The sequence below is a fragment of the Allomuricauda ruestringensis DSM 13258 genome (assembly GCF_000224085.1).
Lineage (GTDB): Bacteria > Bacteroidota > Bacteroidia > Flavobacteriales > Flavobacteriaceae > Flagellimonas > Flagellimonas ruestringensis.
In genome coordinates this window covers 1341443-1358156 of the sequence record NC_015945.1, presented here as the reverse complement: position 1 = coordinate 1358156, position 16714 = coordinate 1341443, and the positions used below count along the sequence as shown (strand labels likewise).

The window sequence follows — 16714 nt, the reverse complement described above, 5'->3', positions numbered from 1 at the left end:
TGTCTTTCTCTCTTTCCGTAGCGCTGCTATGCAATTCAAAAAAGTCTTCAACTGGGCACAAAATCTTAAATTTTCGCTTGAATCCAACAACTCAAAACGAGTTCAGTTATAATTTGACTGAAAATTAAGCATTTGTGACGAGGATATTAAATTCAGATGATTGTGATTTTATGTGGAAGAGATTTTTTTGATGGATTTGCAATAAGATTGACAGATTATTATTGTCCTAAATCAGGCTTTTTTTCCAGACGAGTTCGAGCGCCCCGTTCATACCTACACAATACTCAAACTTTATATCAAAAGAACATTTTAAAAACAGGCATCCTTGCTCATCTTTGGCTCGAACTATGGAGTCCGCATTAGTGGGGGTTCATTGTTTCCCAATTCTGTTTGTCAATTTCGAAATGCTTTTTAAATGCTTTGAGCATATCCAGGTATTCACGTACTTTAAATTCAAACGGTTCAACTTTGTTCAACCAAACAACGGTGGAGCCTATTTTATCAGGTTCATCCTCTTTTGTCCGGTCAATTCCAAGTCTGTTCCATTTGATTGTTGTTCCTGCGTTCTCGATTTCAGCATCAACTAGCATACAGGAGAAATTGCAATCATCAGGACACATTAAAATTGGGCAAATAGTTTTTCGTCCAACATCAGGTAGAATTCTATTCCAAACTATTTCACTTTCCTTTTTAATTTCCATCCCAAACAAAAGAGTAGGAATTGTCCCTTTATACATATTCCCAGGATAAAGTTTTTCGAGTTTTTCGTCAAGCCAATATCCATCAATTTGAAAGTTCAAGAAATCATCATAGATTTCATAGTCGCTTTTATCTATTATACCTTTAATAGAATTCATTTTCGGTTGTTCCTTAATTAAGCTAAATATCGTTTTAATGATTCTTTAGTCATTCAATTATGTGAAGTTCGAGAGTTTTGAAAGAAAAAAAATGGACAAATTGACGAATGGCCTATTTGGGTTGATATATAGGCTATCTCGATTACACTCATACTACTAAAAATGGACCAACTATCCCAAATCAGGTGGTTTTCTTTTGGCCTTCTTCTCTGCAGTTTTCTTTTTGGATCGCAACCGTTTTTCTATGGATGATTTGGTGCGTTTGGTGGGCTTTCGCTTTTTGGGTAAGGTGAGTGCTTTCTTCAAAAGTTCAAAAAAACGTTTCACCACTAAGTCTTTGTTTCTGTGCTGGCTTCGGGCTTCATCACATTGAAGAACTAAAGCGCCGTCATTAGTGAGTCGAGATTGGAGCTTTAGTTGAATTCGTTGTTTTTCTCTGTCGGAAAGTCCTTCGGAAGCAGGTATATTGAAAGTAAGTTCCACTTTGGAGGAAACCTTGTTTACATGTTGCCCTCCGGCACCGCTGCTGCGCATGGCCTTAAACTGTAACTCCCTATGTATTTGTTTTTTGTCCAACCTGAAGCCTTCTGTTGATGGTCTCCAAAGATACATTAAGAAAAATGGTCACTCCTTTTCCCTGTTTTTTATCGGAATTAAAAAAGATAACAGTGCCATCATCGGCAACCCCCTCGTTTAAGTGATGACTTCCTTTAAAAAAAGAATGAATCACCTCTACTTTTAGTCCTGAGGAATCGGAAAATTTGAATTCGTTTGGGTAGACTAGAATGGAGGAGTCGATTTCAGCGTAGGACTTTAAAAGTTTTATGGGCACCTCGTTCACTTGCCCAAATAACGAAGCGGTATAGTAGTTGGGAGGTTTACTGTACAGGTCTTGGGTATTTTGGTTGGCAATGATTTGTCCTTTCTCCAAAATTAGGGTGCGCTCCGCAAAGGGGAGCACATCACTTGGGTCGTGGCTGGCGGTGAGTACGGTAATGCCTTTTTTCTTTAGATATAAAAAGAGGTTTCGGCGTAGCGTGTTGCGCTTAAAGTTATCAATATGGCCAAAAGGCTCATCCAACAAAAGTATTTCCGGTTCTTGGGCTAAAACCCGAGCAAGCGCAACACGTTGTTGCTGTCCCCCGCTGAGGTGTTTTACCTTTGTTTTGGCGTACGATTTCATTTCAATCAATTCCAGCAGTTCATTGATGCGTCCTTCATGGGTTTCCCGCTCAAAAACAGAGAGGAACTGACCAATGTTCTCCTCAACGGATATGAAAGGCATTAAGTCAAAATCCTGAGCCAAATATTTCATGTAGGGTTCACCGGGAACTAGATTAAAATTGGGGCCTAATGCTTCAATATCGCCCCAAAAAATTGAGCCCTCCTCCACATGAAGCAATCCGTAGATAATCTTTAGCAAGGTGCTCTTTCCCGAGCCACTTTCGCCCATCAAGGCCACATGTTCTCCTGGGGCCACTTCAAAAGAAATGTCCTTTAAAATATTTTGGTCTTGGTAACCGAAAGAATTTACTTGGATTTTTAGCATAAACGGGTAAAAAGCTGTTCAGAATGACGGTTTAATTTACTTTCTGAACAGCTTTAAGTCAATTTTTAATCTTTAAACGCTTTAAGCACCGCTTGGTTGGGCAATTCATCGTAGCCCATATTATAAAAAGTAAACCCAAAGATGTCAGCGTATTGTTCAATGGTTTTACTTACTGGTGTTCCTGCTCCGTGACCAGCTTTGGTCTCGATACGTATTAAAGTAGGTTGTTCTCCTGCTTGTTTTTCTTGTAATTCCGCGGCAAACTTAAAGCTGTGCGCAGGAACCACACGGTCGTCATGGTCTCCTGTTGTTACTAAAGTGGCCGGGTAAGCCGTTCCTTCTTTTACATTGTGCACTGGGGAATAGCCCTTAATGTATTTGAACATTTCCTCGCTGTCCTCCGAAGTTCCGTAATCGTAAGCCCATCCGGCTCCTGCGGTAAAGGTATGGTAGCGCAGCATGTCCATTACACCCACGGCTGGCAATGCCACTTGCATTAGGTCGGGACGTTGCGTCATCGTGGCGCCAACCAACAATCCGCCATTAGAACCACCACGGATGGCGAGATATTCTTTGGAGGTGTATTTGTTGTCAATCAAATATTCAGCAGCGGCGATAAAGTCATCAAAAACGTTCTGCTTTTGAAGCTTGGTGCCTGCAATGTGCCATTTTTTACCGTATTCTCCACCTCCCCTAAGGTTGGGAACGGCATATACCCCGCCTTGCTCCATCCAAACAGCATTTACAATACTAAAGGAGGGCGTTAAACTAACATTGAAACCGCCATAACCGTACAGAATAGTCGGATTTTGGCCGTTCAGTTCGGTTCCTTTTTTATAGGTGATGATCATCGGTACTTTGATGCCGTCTTTGGAGGTATAGAAAACTTGTTCTGATTTATAATCATCTGGATTAAAATCAATTTGTGGCTTCCAATATTGCTTGTACTCACCGGTTTCCACATTGTATTTGTACAACGAGCCGGGCGTGTTGTAATTGGTGAAGGAAAAATAAAATTCTTTATCCTCTTTTTTGCCACCAAAACCTCCAGCGCTTCCTACGCCGGGAAGTTCCACTTCGCGGACCAAATTTCCTTCATAATCATACTGAAGCACTTTGGAAATGGCATCCACCATATATTCGGTAAAGAAATAGCCTCCGCCGGTGCCCGCAGTCAATACATTTTCGGTTTCTGGAATCAGGTCTTCCCAATTATCCGGTGTAGGATTGGAAGCATCCACAACTACAACTTTTTTGTTGGGAGCCTCCCGGTTGGTAACCATATATAATGTAGCGCCTTCGTTGTCGATGACGTAGGTGTCGGAATCGGTATCGTCCAAAATAGTGACCAACTTAGGATTATCAAGGGAAAGGTCCATCATAAACAATTTGTTCCCAGAGGTGGAAACGGATGCTGAAATGAACAGGTATTTTTGGTCTTCGGAAACGGAACCGCCCACATAACGGTGCTTTTCTTCCGGCGTACCCCCAAAGATGATTTTATCCTCGGATTGGGACGTGCCCAACTTGTGATAATACAATTTATGTTGGTCTGTTTTTGCAGAAAGTTCGCTTCCCTCCGGTTTGTCGTAGCTGGAGTAGAAGAAGCCATCGTTTCCTTTCCAAGACACCCCACTAAACTTGATATCTACCAAGGTATCCTCCACAATTTCCTTTGATTCGGTTTCGATGGTAATGGCTTTTCTCCAATCGCTTCCTCCTTCGGAAATAAGGTAAGCTGCTTTGGAACCGTCCTTGGTGAAGCTGAGCCCCATTAAAGATGTAGTGCCATCTTCGGAAAACGTGTTGGGGTCCAAAAAGACTTCTTCTTCGCCACCATCTTTTTTTCGGTAAACCACATATTGGTTTTGTAACCCATTGTTTTTGTAATAATAGGTATAATCGCCTTCTTTAAAAGGAGAGCCTACTTTTTCATAGTTCCAGAGTTTTTCCAATCGGTTTTTAAGGTCTTCGCGGAAAGGGATTTTTTCCAAGTACCCGAAGGTGACGGAGTTTTGCTCTTTTACCCAAGCTTCGGTCTCCTCGCTTCGGTCATCTTCCAACCAACGGTAGGGATCGGGGACTTCGGTTCCAAAATAATTATCTACGGTGTCAACTTTTTTGGTGGTAGGGTAGTTCACTGTTATGAGGTCTCTTTGTTTAGTTTCTTGGCAGGCTGCAAATAAAACCAGAGCAGCCAACAGACTTATGTTTTTCATGTTTTTTTGGATTGATTCCGATAAAAATACAATGAATATTGTGTTTTGGGAAAGGGGAATTCTCTAGTTAACGTTTTTTAACCTTGAAAAAGGATTTAAATATACTTTGGTCAATTCAAAAAGGGTATTGGTCAATTGAAAACACCTATTCGTCAATTCACGGAAATTTTGGAGTTACTTTTTTTTAATATTGAGTTAACCAATAAAATCTTACGACATGAAAAAACTTACTTTACTATTAATTATGATTTTTAGCATAAATTTATCAGGTGCTGAAAATGAGGATTATTTTACCGTGTGCAGTGACTATGCTCATAAGCTGGCCACCTATTATGAGTTGGCCTATGGCACAGATTATTATGGGGTGTATTTTTCTGTTTATGGCGATTGTATTGAGGCTGCTTATTAATTTTTTATGTATATCTTAAAAACGACAAGAGTTCTTTTAATTGTGGCGCTGTTTTTCCCTTTGGCCATAATTGCTCAAATACGTTCAGGAGTGGCCCAGTATAAGGTGATACTGCAAGAAAATACTAATACACAGTTAAAGGGTTCATACAAGAATGATATTGACAACATTGAAAAGCAAGCTCAAAAATTGAGGTTTGAACTTGCCTTTAATCAAAGCGCCTCCGCTTTTTCGTTGGTTAAAAACCTTCCCATTGATAAAAATGACTTTACCGCAAAAATGGCCATTACAATTTTTGATGGGGACAAAATGTATTATACCAATCTAAAGGAAGCATACATGGTTGAACAAAAATCCTTCTTGGGGAAAGAGTTTCAGGTTAAAACAAACTTGGAAGATGTAGAATGGGAATTGCTCGATGAGCAAAAGCTAGTCTCAGATTACCTGTGTTACAAAGCGATAGGAAAAAGAAATGGGGTGTCGAAAAATTTTGAAATATTTGAAACAGAGATAATCGCTTGGTATTGCCCTGAAATCCCCATTGGAACAGGGCCGTTTGAAGCAGTTGGGCTTCCAGGGATGGTACTTCAGTTAGATTTAAAGGGAAGAAGTGTGGTATTGGAAAACTTGGACTTCGAAAAGGAAACTCAAGTTGAAAATCCAATAAAAGGAAATGTTATTAGCCAGAAAGAGTATGATAGTATCTACAAAAAAAGGGTTAAAGCACAGATGCCACGTTGACCCTATACTTTACCCTTTCTATTTTATTTGAAAATTATGACAAAGCCTTGGAGGTATTTGAAACCAAATCATTTTTCACCAAGTATTCCGCAATCTGTACAGCATTGGTAGCGGCCCCTTTTCGTAGGTTGTCTGCTACAATCCACATGTTCAATGTGTTGGGTTGGGTTTCGTCTCTTCGGATTCTACCCACAAAAACATCGTCCTTACCATTGGCAAAAACAGGCATGGGGTAGGTGTTGGTGTCCGGGTTGTCCTGCACTACGATTCCTGGCGTTTCGCTGAGCAGTTTTCGAACTTCTGTCAAATCAAAATCGTTGTGGAACTCCACATTTACGGATTCCGAGTGTCCGCCAGCGGTTGGGATACGAACTGCGGTGGCGGTAACGGAAAATGTATGATCGTCCAATATTTTTTGTGGCTCACGAGCCAATTTCATCTCTTCTTTGGTGTACCCATTTTCCAAGAACACATCGCAATGCGGCAATGCGTTGCGGTTGATGGGATAAGGATATGCCATTTCGCCCTCGATTCCAGCAGCTTCGTTCTCCATTTGTTCTACTGCTTTAACTCCTGTTCCCGAAACAGATTGGTAGGTGGAAACCACCACACGTTTCATTTGATATTTTTTGTGTAAAGGATCTAAGGCCAATACCATTTGAATGGTGGAGCAGTTGGGATTTGCTATAATTTTGTCCTCTACGGTAAGTTCATTTGCATTGATTTCCGGCACCACCAATTTTTTGGTCGGGTCCATGCGCCAAGCGGAGGAATTATCGATTACCGTGGTTCCCACTTCGGCAAATTTTGGTGCCCATTCCAAAGAGGTGTCGCCCCCTGCGGAGAAAATAGCGATATCCGGTTGGGCAGCAACGGCATCTGCCAGGCCGATTACGGTATGCTCTTCATTTTTATAAACCAGTTTTTTGCCCACGGAACGCTCCGAGGCAACCAACAACAATTCTGAAATAGGGAAGTTACGTTCTTCCAACACTTTCAACATTACTTCGCCCACCATTCCGGTGGCGCCAACAACTGCTACTTTCATTATAATGATATTTCTTGCCGCAAAGGTACTTTAGTCAGCGGTTTAAACAAGCCTTTTCTTTATGAATAATCAAAAAATAACAAAGTGTTACAAATAAAACAACCATCAACATGCTAGCGAAACACATTGATGGTTTTAAAGGTTATTGTGATGTAGCGGCGGTACTGAAAAAATCATTCAGTACCAACGATTTTTATTTCTTCAACAAATCGCGGATTTCTGCCAAAAGTTCCTCTTGGGTCGGTCCCTTTGGAGGTTCTGGAGCAGGCTCTTCTTTTTTCTTCATCCTGTTTACTGCCTTTACAACAAGGAACATCACAAAGGCTACGATGATGAAGTCAATCACATTGGTCAGGAATGCGCCATAAAGCACGGCTATTTCCCCAACGATTTCTCCTGCCTCATTCAAAGTTCCTTCGGTAATTACATATTTCAGATCATTGAAATCTGCATTGAACAGCAACCCGATCAAAGGAGAAACTATGCCTCCCGTGAACGAAGAAACCACTTCTTTAAAAGCGGCACCCATGACAAAACCTACGGCGATATCGACGAGGTTTCCTTTCATGGCAAATTCTTTAAACTCTTTTAAAAATCCCATTTTATAGTTGAGTATTGGTTAATCGTAAACAAATTAAGCAAAAAAGATAATATTAAGCCTCGATAAGAACTCTTTTTACCCGTTGGGATATGGCGGTGAGGATTTCATAGGATATGGTGTTTGCAGAAGAAGCAAAGTTTTCTGCAGAATTATCCGAACCGAACACAACAACCTCGTCCCCTTCTTGGCAATCGATTCCAGTAACATCTACCATGATCATATCCATACAAACATTGCCTACAATCGGGGCTTTTTCACCATTGATCACAACAAAGCCTTTGCCCTTTCCATATTGTCGCCCAATTCCATCGGCATGGCCTATGGGTAAGGTAGCGCTTTTTATAGTGTTACTGGATCTAAAGGCACGGTTGTATCCTACGGACTGGTTGGCCTTAATTTCATGGATTTGTGAGATAATGGTTTTGAGTGTGGCCACAGGCTTTAATTGTGAATCGACTTCCGCTTGGTTTCCGTAACCATAAAGACCGATTCCGCTGCGTACCATTTCAAACTGGGCATTGGGATAGTTGATGATGCCAGAAGTATTCAACATGTGGCGTATGGGCGTATACCCTATTTTTTTCCTGAGCGCATCACTTAAATTTTTGAACGAATTGATTTGAAGTAAACTGAAATCACGTTCATTGGCATCTTCCGAAGCGGCCAAATGTGAAAATGTGGACACTATTTTGATGCATCCGCTGTGCTTGGTTTCCCTAGCAATAAAATCAACATCATCTTCAGAAAATCCCAAACGGTTCAATCCCGTATTGAATTTAATGTGGATAGGATAATCGGTTTGTTGCTTTTCTTTGGCGACTTCAAGAAATTGGTTCAGGATATTTCTGGAGTAGATGCTCGGCTCCAAACGATGCACTATTAAATCTTCAAAATTTGAAGCAAGAGGGTGTAATACCAAAATAGGAATTTTAACACCTGCGTTTCGAAGCAGCATACCCTCGCTTACATAGGCAACGGCCAAATAATCGGCACCCAATTGCTCCAGTTCTCGGGCAATGGTCACTGTGTCGCTTCCGTAAGCAAAAGCTTTAACAACTCCCAAAAACTTGGTTTTCGGTTTTATTTTGGATCGCAAATAATTGTAGTTGTGTTCCAAGGCCGAAAGATCCAAAACCAAGGTAGTTTCTCCGACCTTACTCATTGGATTTCTTTTTTTTGGTGCCCACTTCTTCCGATTCCACATCCATTTCCTTTATTTTTTCCCGCAGCATGGCCTTATAAAACGCTGCTCTGCTCAAGGGCTCGTACTCTTCGGTTTCACCCAAAAGCACCAAATTATCGTTAAGGGATTTTCTAAAACTGTAGTTCGCCAAATTCCCCGTTCGGGTACATACGGCATGTACCTTGGTCACATATTCTGCCGTTGCCATTAATGCAGGCATGGGACCAAAGGGGTTTCCTTTAAAATCCATGTCCAGACCAGCGACCACTACACGTACGCCTCGGTTGGCCAAATCGTTACAAACCGTAACAATTTCATCGTCAAAAAATTGGGCTTCGTCAATCCCGACCACCTCACAATCATCCGCCAAAAGGCGAATGTTTGCTGCGGCCGGTACGGGAGTGGACCTAATTTCATTGGAATCGTGGGAGACCACCATTTCCTCATGATAGCGTCTATCCACAATGGGTTTAAATATTTCCACCTTTTGCTTGGCGAATTGTGCCCGCTTCAGTCGTCGAATCAGTTCTTCGGTCTTTCCCGAAAACATGGAACCGCAGATAACCTCAATCCATCCAAACTGTTCTTTAGGGTTTACTGTGTTTTCGAGAAACATACCGTATTTTTGAAAGAAATTGTTTGTTTTCCCGTTATATTGGGACGACCACAAAGCTACTAAAAAATTGCCCCCCTGTTTTCAATAAGATTTTAACCTTTTGTTGATAGGGTTTTTGCAAAATCATTATATTTTTATAATAAAGAAGTAAAGCTATGATACGGAAATTGAGGGAAGAGTTAATTAAGTTGTCCACTGAAATCATTACGGCGAGAGAAGATACCGATCTTGCGGCACTTTATGAGAAGTCGAAAGAGATTTATGAAAAGTTGGCCGTGTTGAAATTTATAGATGAAAAATTGAGCGATGTTGAGGTAGATGTTTCCCAAAACGTTATCGCTTCAAGATTCGAGAAAATGGCCAATGCGGTATTGAGCGGAAATACATCGGTGCCCGAGAGCAATCCACACAAGGAAGATATTATGACTCCTGGCATGGATACCATTAAGGATATGGTTTCCGAAATGCCGTCCAATGCAGATTTGGAACAAGTGTTTGCCGAATTTGTCGCTAAGCCAGATTTTATGAAGAACGACAAGGACAACCTATCCCCTAAAGAGAATGGGGACAAAATTGCTCAGCAGAGCAAACCCAAATCTTTAAACGATAGGATGGCCAAAGACTTTCAAGTAGGGCTCAACGATAAACTTGCCTTTGTAAAGCATCTTTTTAACAACAACATGGAAGATTATGCAAGGGTGCTTTCCCAGCTTAACACCATTGATTCTGAAGAAAGGTCTATTGCTTTTATCAACAATATGGTAAAACCCGAGTACAATAATTGGGAAGGCAAAGAGGAATACGAAGTCCGTTTTATCTCCCTGATCGAGAGAAGGTTCGCCTAGACTTTTTTGGTTTGTAACTGTGCTACCATTAGATTCAAACGCTACAATTTAATACTCCAGAGGCCATTAGGGCTTCTGGTTATTGGCTTATTATGTTTTATGTTAACCAAATAACCCAAGAACCAATCACCAAATAACTTTATTGCCTTACCAAATCCATGTTATGGTTTAATTATCCAGAAGGCCGTAACTTTGGTGCATGGGAAAATTATATCTGGTTCCAACACCAATCGGAAATCTTGAAGATATCACACTCCGAGCCATTAAGGTGTTGAAGGAGGTAGATGTGGTTTTGGCAGAGGATACCCGAACCAGTGGCAAGCTCCTAAAACATTTTGATATCAACACACATTTGCAGAGCCACCACATGCACAATGAGCACAAGCAAGTGGGCGTTTTGGTGCAAAAAATGAAAGAAGGAACTACATACGCCCTAATTTCTGACGCAGGTACTCCCGCTATTTCCGACCCCGGGTTTTTATTGACGCGTGCGTGTGTTGAAAATAATATTGAGGTAGAATGTTTACCTGGAGCCACCGCTTTTGTACCCGCTTTGGTAAATAGCGGACTGCCCAATGACCGATTTGTTTTTGAAGGGTTTCTCCCATTAAAAAAAGGGCGCCAGACCCGACTTTTGGAACTTGCTGAAGAAACCCGTACCATGGTTTTTTACGAATCCCCCCACAAACTTATAAAAACCTTGACCCAATTTGTGGAATACTTTGGAGCAGAAAGGCCTATTTCTGTATCTCGCGAATTGACAAAGTTGTATGAGGAGACCGTTCGGGGAACCGCAAGTGAAGTGCTGGAGCATTTTACCGATAAACCACCCAAGGGTGAGTTTGTTATTGTGGTTGGTGGACGTAAGGATTAACCTTCTTCAATTATAAATAATTCTTCAACTGGGAGTTTGAACAACCTTCCCATTTTTAAAGCTAAGGTGACCGAGGGATTGAACTTGTCTTTTTCTATAGCATGAATGGTTTGACGGGAAACGCCCAACTTTTTGGCCAGTTCAGCTTGGGTCAAATTTAGCCTTGCTCTTTCTACTTTCACTAAATTTTTCATTAATGTACCCTTTTTTTGAAGTAAAATGTGATTAAGAAGAGCAACATGAATATGGGTAAAATCATACCTAAGCTAACCTGAAATGATACATCAAAAAGATATATTATCAGTGCAATAATCAAAAGAATAATTATAGTAATCTGATAGGATTCCAAACGAAGCAATTTAATGTAATCGTCTTCAATCTTTTCTTTTGATAACATATAAATCAAAAGACCTATTAAAGTCAAAACATCAAAAAAGTAAAAAAGTGAACTGCCCAGAAAATCTTTAACAAAATGATGTGTGCCAGATGGAACACCTTTGTAACCATCCATAAAGGAATCTCCAGCTACTATAAACATGGAAATAAAGAAAATGAAGAGACCTAGTCTTTTGCCCCAATTGGGTAATATTTGAAAGTCCATTTGCTAGTATTTTTGTCTAAAAGTAAATTAAACTTTACATTTTTACAAATATTATAGATTTTTAATGTTTAATAAGGAACTCGTAATTGTAGTCGGTGGAAAGAAATAGATGTTAGCAAAACAAAAGAATTTCGACCAAGTTGGTATAGCCAATTAGTCAACGATGGTCAAGAAATTCAATCCAGAAATCAACAAGGTATATTTTATCAACAAGTATACACTGTTCCACATCCTTTCAGGAACAGGGAGCATTCAGGTCGATTTTAAAAACTATGTTGACTGGATGGACAAGGCCATCTATCTAGAAAAAGGGCAGTATATAAAGTTTCTGTCCGATGATTTTCTGGTCCGCACCATTGAATTTCCCAACAAGCAGATTTTTGACAACAAAGATGTTAGGGTACTTTTCAAACATCTCATCTCGTTGGGCTATATCAATTTTAACGAATGCACCGAATGCCAAAAATATTTATCGGAAACAATTTTTGAAGAAAACACCAAAGAGATTATAAACGTTTCTTTGAAACAATGGTTCTGGCAGAATCCGTTCAACGCCAGTAAAAATGAGTATCAAGTTATTTTTGATGCCAAGGAAATGATAGACCAAGAATTTTACAACCATTTAACCAATAAGGATTTAGAGGCTTTGCTCCGTGAAAATGGGTATCAGGCCCATAGCCTTGTAAGGGATAAGTTGGGGATTACACTCAAAACCATGTTAGAAGAGAAACGGTTGGTGGAAAGCAAGAAAGAAGTGGTTTTTACGGATAAACATATTCAAGAAGTATCGTACGAAATGGGCTTTAAGGACCCTGCCTATTTTAATAGAGTGTTTAAAAAAGGAACAGGATATAGCCCCACGCAGTTTAGGGAGAACTTTGATTATGATCGTAAAGACTCGTTTGTTGAAGACCTTACACATTTGTTGCGGAAACACCATGCCAAAGAACGGTCTTTGGGCTTTTATGCCGATAAAATGAACCTTTCCGTAAAGGCCCTTGCCAAAAAAACCAAGGACAAAATGAACGATTCTTTGGGAAGGTTGATCAGGAATGAATTGATCAACACCTCAAAAAAACTTTTAAATGAGGATACACCCGTCAAGGAAGTTTCAATTTACCTTGGTTTTGAAGAGCCCAATCACTTTTCTACCTTCTTTAAGCACCATACAGGAATTAACCCATCGGAATTCATACACAAAAAAGTACAAGAAAACACTCCTTTTTTGTAGCGACAAACATCCTGTGTCATCGGACATTTGCCATGTAATTACAACAAATAAAGTTTAATCAATAAAAACATAGCAAATGGATATTAGAGCCTTAGCTACAGAAATGGACAGCATTGTTGCACAAGGTGCAATTGTTGAAGCTGTTGAGAAGTACTTTGCGGAAAACGCGAATACTTCGGACTACAACCAGGTGACCACCGCCGGAAAAGCACAAATGGTGGAAAAAATGAGAGGGTTTGCAGATGCAATTGCCAAGGTTAATGGAATTGAATTGCACAGGACCATAGTAGATGGGAATGTCTCCGCATCAGAATTCACATTTGATTTTTTGATGAAGGACGATAGTAAGGTGTATTGGCACGAGATTATCCGAAGGATTTGGAACGACGAGGGCCAAGTGATCCACGAGGAATACTTTAACGCCTAAACCCAGACCATGAAACTTAGGTTTATTACACCAACGCTCCATGGGGTGGCAGATTATACCGCAGGGCTGGGTTTAATAGTAGCTCCCTTTCTATTGGGTTTGGGAGAATCATCGAGCTTGGCAGTTTGGTTTTCTGTGGCTACGGGCCTGGCCGTTTTTTTGGCCAGTTCGCTTACGGATTACAAGCTGAGTCTGCGTAGGGTCATCCCTTTTCAAGGACATTTGGCCATAGACCTTTTGGTGGCCGTAACCTTTATGATCGTACCGTTTGCCTTTGGCTTTTCCGGATTGGATGCCAACTACTATTGGTTCAATGCAACGGTCGTTTTTTTAGTAGTCTCGCTGAGTGCGAGCAAATAATCGAATAATTTTAATACATAAACCATGAAAACATTGAAGAATATTTCAATTTTAATGATTGCGTTAATTACCGTAAACAGCGCTTTTGCCCAAGATAAAAAGGAATTTAACGTAGACAATAGCAACATTGCGCTCCAAGGGTACAGCCCTGTATCCTATTTGGATTTGGGAATAGCCCAAAGAGGAGTAAAGGAGTTCAAGTCAGAACACAACAAGATCGTTTATTATTTTACAGATGCAGAACAGAAAAAGAAGTTTGACAAGAACCCGGCCAAGTATTTGCCACAATATGGAGGATATTGTGCTTTTGGAGTATATGCTGGCGCAAAGTTTAGGCCAGACCCCAATAAGTTTATTGTAAAGGACGGAAAGTACTTTTTGTACCTATACAATCTTGAATTGGATGCCCAGCAATTGTGGCTAGCAGAAAACAATCATAGTAAATTGGTGAAAAAAGCCAATGAAAATTGGAGTAAGCTAAAGAATACCTATAACTAATCTTTTTCTTGATTGATTGTGTTGAAATACCTTGGCAATTTTTTGCTGGGGTATTTCCCTCATTTATAGTAAATTCCCTTTTATATAAAAATGGACCATCTACTTTCTCAAATCCGAAACTGTTCCGTTTGCCAAGAGCATCTGCCCTTGGGTCCCCGACCCATTGTTGCTGCCCATCCCAAATCCAAGATTGCCATTATTGGGCAGGCACCCGGTACCAAGGTGCACCAAACAGGTGTTCCGTGGGACGACCCCAGTGGAAAGCAACTTAGAAAATGGCTGAATGTCACGGACGAGCAATTTTATGACGAACAACTTTTTGCTTTAATCCCCATGGGTTTTTGCTATCCTGGTAAGGGAAAATCTGGGGATTTGCCCCCGAGACCAGAATGTGCTCCGCTGTGGCATAAAGCTTTGGTGAATCAAATGTCTGACCTAAAACTCACCATTCTGATAGGCCAATACGCCCAAAAATATTATTTGGGCAATACCATGAAAAGAAACTTGACGGAAACGGTGAATAACTACCAGGAATATTTACCCGATTGCTTTGTGTTGCCCCACCCATCGCCCAGAAACTGGTTTTGGTTGAGTAAAAATCCTTGGTTTGAGGAAAAGGTTTTGCCTGAATTGCAGGAAAAGGTTTCGGGCTGTCTTACGTAGTGCCCCTAAATATAAAACCTAGACAACCAACAATTACATACCCCAAGGTTTGTCGGAGGCTATCAGAAATTTTCCTGTCAAATACAATAAGAGAAATAAGACAAATAATCAATAGGGAAAATGCGATACAATCTTTATAATGATTTATGAAAAATTTTTGCATACTGATGTTTTCTAATTAATTGAAGATTTTCTAATTAAAAAACCATCAGTCTCTTGACGGTAAGTTGACTCAAATATAGCATTATTTTTTTAAAATCAATAAAAAGAAAAACCTATAACTGAGAAATTTTATGTCTTATATCTTGAATCTAACCTCTAGTATTTAGACCCATCATGCTTCCCTTTTTCCCAACCCACTTCGCCTAAATATTTTTGAGCACTTTCCACGGCGCCATCTTCAATGGTTGTGCCCATGGAGTCGTTCCAGCGGTTAAGGAATCCAAAAAGAGAGATAACCCCCATCATTTCAACTATTTCACCATCATCCCAAAACTGATGCAAACGTTTTTTTATATTCCCATTAACGGTGTTTGGTACCTGCGAGGCAGCCAAAGCAAAGTCCAAGGCTACCCTTTCTGCTTCAGAAAAGGCTTCATGTGTTCTGTACTCCCAAATATTGTCCAGCTGTTCTTGTTTGGCACCATATCGTTCCGCCGCTCGAATAGCATGGGCCTGGCAATACCTACACCCTGTTGCATTACTGCTAACCCAAGCGATCATTCGTTTTAGCGCGGAAGTCACCCTGCCCTCATTGGCCATCACCGCTTTGTTAAGGTTAATAAACGCTTTGGAAATTGCTGGCCTGTGCTGCATGGTCAAAACGGAATTGGGACAAAACCCAAGGGTTTCGTTAAAGAATTCCGCCAGTTCTTTGGTTTTTGGGTCGTGGTTGGAATCGAGAGGGGGAACTAAAGGCATGGTTGATTTTATAAATTGTATTTTTGAACTCTACAAGAAACAAAAATTAAACTTCATGACAAATCACATAACTACCAAATGGTTGGGTGAAATGGCTTTTGAGAGCAATAACCCATCCGGACATACCGTACGAATCGACGCCGGGGAAGAAAGTGGCGGATCTGCTGCAGGATTGCGCCCCAAAGCCCTAATGTTATCCAGTTTGGCCGGTTGTTCCGGTCTTGATGTGGCGTCACTCATCAAAAAAATGAAATTGGATGTGGATGATTTTAAGATTGAGACCATAGCCAATCTTACCGATGAACATCCAAAACATTACGATTCCGTTGTTGTTGAATATCACTTTACGGGTTCCAATCTCAATGAGGGCAAACTCCAAAAAGCCGTAGATCTTTCTGTGGAAAAATATTGTGGGGTCATGGAAATGTTCCGAAAATTTGCCAAATTGGACATCAAGACCATTTTTCATCATAAGTAAGATTTCAATACAAGCTCAAGCACAAGTTCAATTTTAAGTACGGGCACCAAGTTTAAATTCGAGTAAATCGATTATATTTAACAATTAGGTCAACCTCAAAATCAAATCAACATGATTTATGACCCACAAAAAATTTGATTTAGGGGGAATGTTCAAAAAATCTTCTAAATTGGACTTCAAGTTTGTTTTCACCATAAGTAATTCGTCACTTCGAGTGATTCTGATGCAATCAGAATTGTATCGAGAAGTAACTCAATAAATGAAATTGTCTTATGTTTACGTCTTAAAATGTTCAGACGGAACATATTATACGGGCATTACCTCCAATCTTGAAAAGCGAATGCTTGGGCACACCAACGGTAAGCACAAAGACAGTTATACTTTTTCAAGAAGGCCTGTAGAATTGGTTTTCTATGTAAAGTTCACCAATATTGCTTTGGCAATCCAAAAAGAAAAACAGATAAAGAAATGGTCAAAAGCCAAAAAAGAAGCCCTCATAAACGGTGAATATGATGTATTGCCCAATCTTGCCAAAAAGAAGTTTCAATAAGCCGTTCTCGATACATTTCGAAAAATTTTCGAAACACTCGAAC

General features: G+C 40.2%; 22 protein-coding genes. 11 read left to right on the top strand and 11 right to left on the bottom strand.

The window, feature by feature from the left end; all coding sequences use genetic code 11:
- Positions 1-359: 359 nt before the first annotated feature.
- The 4 genes from MURRU_RS06175 to MURRU_RS06160 form a co-directional block, all read right to left on the bottom strand.
- Positions 360-857 (bottom strand): hypothetical protein, encoded by a 498-nt coding sequence (locus MURRU_RS06175; protein ID WP_014032581.1) that lies wholly within the window; start codon positions 855-857, stop codon positions 360-362.
- Positions 858-1028: 171 nt separating this feature from the next.
- Positions 1029-1433 (bottom strand): alternative ribosome rescue aminoacyl-tRNA hydrolase ArfB, encoded by a 405-nt coding sequence (gene arfB / locus MURRU_RS06170; protein ID WP_014032580.1) that lies wholly within the window; start codon positions 1431-1433, stop codon positions 1029-1031.
- A complete protein-coding gene (locus MURRU_RS06165; RefSeq protein ID WP_014032579.1) occupies positions 1411-2406 on the bottom strand; it encodes a sulfate/molybdate ABC transporter ATP-binding protein in 996 nt (331 codons plus the stop codon). Before MURRU_RS06165 ends, arfB begins: the two co-directional genes overlap by 23 nt.
- Before the next feature lie 65 nt (positions 2407-2471).
- The gene (locus MURRU_RS06160; protein WP_014032578.1) at positions 2472-4625 is read right to left on the bottom strand and encodes a prolyl oligopeptidase family serine peptidase; all 2154 of its coding nucleotides are present in this window, start codon (positions 4623-4625) and stop codon (positions 2472-2474) included.
- 244 nt (positions 4626-4869) lie between these two features.
- On the opposite strand from MURRU_RS06160, the gene MURRU_RS17905 reads away from it, so the two are divergent.
- Positions 4870-5034, top strand: coding sequence for a hypothetical protein (locus MURRU_RS17905; protein ID WP_187289875.1), 165 nt, complete (start codon positions 4870-4872; stop codon positions 5032-5034).
- A gap of 42 nt (positions 5035-5076) precedes the next feature.
- Positions 5077-5775, top strand: coding sequence for a GLPGLI family protein (locus tag MURRU_RS06150; RefSeq protein ID WP_187289874.1), 699 nt, complete (start codon positions 5077-5079; stop codon positions 5773-5775).
- Positions 5776-5809: 34 nt separating this feature from the next.
- On the opposite strand, the gene MURRU_RS06145 is transcribed toward MURRU_RS06150, so the two are convergent.
- The 4 genes from MURRU_RS06145 to MURRU_RS06130 form a co-directional block, all read right to left on the bottom strand.
- A complete protein-coding gene (locus tag MURRU_RS06145; protein ID WP_014032575.1) occupies positions 5810-6823 on the bottom strand; it encodes an aspartate-semialdehyde dehydrogenase in 1014 nt (337 codons plus the stop codon).
- Positions 6824-7016: 193 nt separating this feature from the next.
- A complete protein-coding gene (gene mscL, locus MURRU_RS06140; protein ID WP_014032574.1) occupies positions 7017-7424 on the bottom strand; it encodes a large-conductance mechanosensitive channel protein MscL in 408 nt (135 codons plus the stop codon).
- A 52-nt stretch (positions 7425-7476) separates the two neighbouring features.
- Positions 7477-8586, bottom strand: a complete 1110-nt coding sequence (gene alr, locus MURRU_RS06135) for an alanine racemase (RefSeq protein WP_014032573.1) — start codon at positions 8584-8586, stop codon at positions 7477-7479.
- Entirely contained in the window at positions 8579-9223 is a 645-nt protein-coding gene (locus MURRU_RS06130; RefSeq protein ID WP_014032572.1) for a thymidine kinase, read from the bottom strand. The genes alr and MURRU_RS06130 overlap by 8 nt, the downstream gene beginning before the upstream one ends.
- A gap of 155 nt (positions 9224-9378) precedes the next feature.
- Between MURRU_RS06130 and MURRU_RS06125 the strand changes: the two genes are divergently transcribed.
- Together MURRU_RS06125 and rsmI are read left to right on the top strand one after the other, a co-directional pair.
- Positions 9379-10068 (top strand): hypothetical protein, encoded by a 690-nt coding sequence (locus tag MURRU_RS06125; protein WP_014032571.1) that lies wholly within the window; start codon positions 9379-9381, stop codon positions 10066-10068.
- Between the two features lie 199 nt (positions 10069-10267).
- Positions 10268-10942 (top strand): 16S rRNA (cytidine(1402)-2'-O)-methyltransferase, encoded by a 675-nt coding sequence (gene rsmI, locus MURRU_RS06120; RefSeq protein ID WP_014032570.1) that lies wholly within the window; start codon positions 10268-10270, stop codon positions 10940-10942.
- Here the strand turns inward: rsmI and MURRU_RS06115 are convergent.
- A complete protein-coding gene (locus tag MURRU_RS06115; RefSeq protein ID WP_014032569.1) occupies positions 10939-11136 on the bottom strand; it encodes a helix-turn-helix transcriptional regulator in 198 nt (65 codons plus the stop codon). The two genes, rsmI and MURRU_RS06115, sit on opposite strands and share 4 nt — an antisense overlap.
- The gene (locus MURRU_RS06110; protein ID WP_014032568.1) at positions 11136-11543 is read right to left on the bottom strand and encodes a hypothetical protein; all 408 of its coding nucleotides are present in this window, start codon (positions 11541-11543) and stop codon (positions 11136-11138) included. The genes MURRU_RS06115 and MURRU_RS06110 overlap by 1 nt, the downstream gene beginning before the upstream one ends.
- A 163-nt stretch (positions 11544-11706) precedes the next feature.
- On the opposite strand from MURRU_RS06110, the gene MURRU_RS06105 reads away from it, so the two are divergent.
- The 5 genes from MURRU_RS06105 (at position 11707) to MURRU_RS06085 (ending at position 14722) form a co-directional block, all read left to right on the top strand.
- Positions 11707-12774, top strand: a complete 1068-nt coding sequence (locus MURRU_RS06105; RefSeq protein WP_014032567.1) for a helix-turn-helix transcriptional regulator — start codon at positions 11707-11709, stop codon at positions 12772-12774.
- Between the two features lie 76 nt (positions 12775-12850).
- Positions 12851-13201, top strand: a complete 351-nt coding sequence (locus MURRU_RS06100) for a hypothetical protein (RefSeq protein ID WP_014032566.1) — start codon at positions 12851-12853, stop codon at positions 13199-13201.
- 9 nt (positions 13202-13210) lie between these two features.
- Positions 13211-13561 (top strand): SPW repeat domain-containing protein, encoded by a 351-nt coding sequence (locus tag MURRU_RS06095; RefSeq protein WP_014032565.1) that lies wholly within the window; start codon positions 13211-13213, stop codon positions 13559-13561.
- Between the two features lie 24 nt (positions 13562-13585).
- Complete coding sequence (locus MURRU_RS06090) at positions 13586-14059, top strand: YHS domain-containing (seleno)protein (protein WP_014032564.1); 474 nt, start codon at positions 13586-13588, stop codon at positions 14057-14059.
- Positions 14060-14149: 90 nt separating this feature from the next.
- Entirely contained in the window at positions 14150-14722 is a 573-nt protein-coding gene (locus MURRU_RS06085) for a uracil-DNA glycosylase family protein (RefSeq protein WP_014032563.1), read from the top strand.
- Between the two features lie 318 nt (positions 14723-15040).
- Here the strand turns inward: MURRU_RS06085 and MURRU_RS06080 are convergent, their stop codons facing one another.
- The gene (locus tag MURRU_RS06080) at positions 15041-15643 is read right to left on the bottom strand and encodes a carboxymuconolactone decarboxylase family protein (RefSeq protein WP_014032561.1); all 603 of its coding nucleotides are present in this window, start codon (positions 15641-15643) and stop codon (positions 15041-15043) included.
- A 55-nt stretch (positions 15644-15698) separates the two neighbouring features.
- Between MURRU_RS06080 and MURRU_RS06075 the strand changes: the two genes are divergently transcribed.
- Together MURRU_RS06075 and MURRU_RS06070 are read left to right on the top strand one after the other, a co-directional pair.
- Complete coding sequence (locus MURRU_RS06075) at positions 15699-16121, top strand: OsmC family protein (RefSeq protein WP_014032560.1); 423 nt, start codon at positions 15699-15701, stop codon at positions 16119-16121.
- Positions 16122-16380: 259 nt separating this feature from the next.
- Positions 16381-16671, top strand: coding sequence for a GIY-YIG nuclease family protein (locus tag MURRU_RS06070; RefSeq protein WP_014032558.1), 291 nt, complete (start codon positions 16381-16383; stop codon positions 16669-16671).
- Positions 16672-16714: the final 43 nt, after the last annotated feature.

Excerpts from the sequence above, each read along its gene's own strand:
- rsmI (WP_014032570.1), top strand. The coding sequence starts at position 10,268 with ATGGGAAAATTATATCTGGTTCCAACACCAATCGGAAATCTTGAAGAT.
- MURRU_RS06075 (WP_014032560.1), top strand. The coding sequence starts at position 15,699 with ATGACAAATCACATAACTACCAAATGGTTGGGTGAAATGGCTTTTGAG.
- MURRU_RS06125 (WP_014032571.1), top strand. The coding sequence starts at position 9,379 with ATGATACGGAAATTGAGGGAAGAGTTAATTAAGTTGTCCACTGAAATC.
- MURRU_RS06160 (WP_014032578.1), bottom strand. The coding sequence starts at position 4,625 with ATGAAAAACATAAGTCTGTTGGCTGCTCTGGTTTTATTTGCAGCCTGC.
- MURRU_RS06095 (WP_014032565.1), top strand. The coding sequence starts at position 13,211 with ATGAAACTTAGGTTTATTACACCAACGCTCCATGGGGTGGCAGATTAT.
- MURRU_RS06145 (WP_014032575.1), bottom strand. The coding sequence starts at position 6,823 with ATGAAAGTAGCAGTTGTTGGCGCCACCGGAATGGTGGGCGAAGTAATG.
- MURRU_RS06175 (WP_014032581.1), bottom strand. The coding sequence starts at position 857 with ATGAATTCTATTAAAGGTATAATAGATAAAAGCGACTATGAAATCTAT.
- MURRU_RS06105 (WP_014032567.1), top strand. The coding sequence starts at position 11,707 with ATGGTCAAGAAATTCAATCCAGAAATCAACAAGGTATATTTTATCAAC.
- MURRU_RS06085 (WP_014032563.1), top strand. The coding sequence starts at position 14,150 with ATGGACCATCTACTTTCTCAAATCCGAAACTGTTCCGTTTGCCAAGAG.
- MURRU_RS06070 (WP_014032558.1), top strand. The coding sequence starts at position 16,381 with ATGAAATTGTCTTATGTTTACGTCTTAAAATGTTCAGACGGAACATAT.
- MURRU_RS17905 (WP_187289875.1), top strand. The coding sequence starts at position 4,870 with ATGATTTTTAGCATAAATTTATCAGGTGCTGAAAATGAGGATTATTTT.
- MURRU_RS06080 (WP_014032561.1), bottom strand. The coding sequence starts at position 15,643 with ATGCCTTTAGTTCCCCCTCTCGATTCCAACCACGACCCAAAAACCAAA.
- MURRU_RS06130 (WP_014032572.1), bottom strand. The coding sequence starts at position 9,223 with ATGTTTCTCGAAAACACAGTAAACCCTAAAGAACAGTTTGGATGGATT.
- alr (WP_014032573.1), bottom strand. The coding sequence starts at position 8,586 with ATGAGTAAGGTCGGAGAAACTACCTTGGTTTTGGATCTTTCGGCCTTG.
- MURRU_RS06115 (WP_014032569.1), bottom strand. The coding sequence starts at position 11,136 with ATGAAAAATTTAGTGAAAGTAGAAAGAGCAAGGCTAAATTTGACCCAA.
- MURRU_RS06100 (WP_014032566.1), top strand. The coding sequence starts at position 12,851 with ATGGATATTAGAGCCTTAGCTACAGAAATGGACAGCATTGTTGCACAA.
- MURRU_RS06110 (WP_014032568.1), bottom strand. The coding sequence starts at position 11,543 with ATGGACTTTCAAATATTACCCAATTGGGGCAAAAGACTAGGTCTCTTC.
- mscL (WP_014032574.1), bottom strand. The coding sequence starts at position 7,424 with ATGGGATTTTTAAAAGAGTTTAAAGAATTTGCCATGAAAGGAAACCTC.
- MURRU_RS06090 (WP_014032564.1), top strand. The coding sequence starts at position 13,586 with ATGAAAACATTGAAGAATATTTCAATTTTAATGATTGCGTTAATTACC.
- MURRU_RS06165 (WP_014032579.1), bottom strand. The coding sequence starts at position 2,406 with ATGCTAAAAATCCAAGTAAATTCTTTCGGTTACCAAGACCAAAATATT.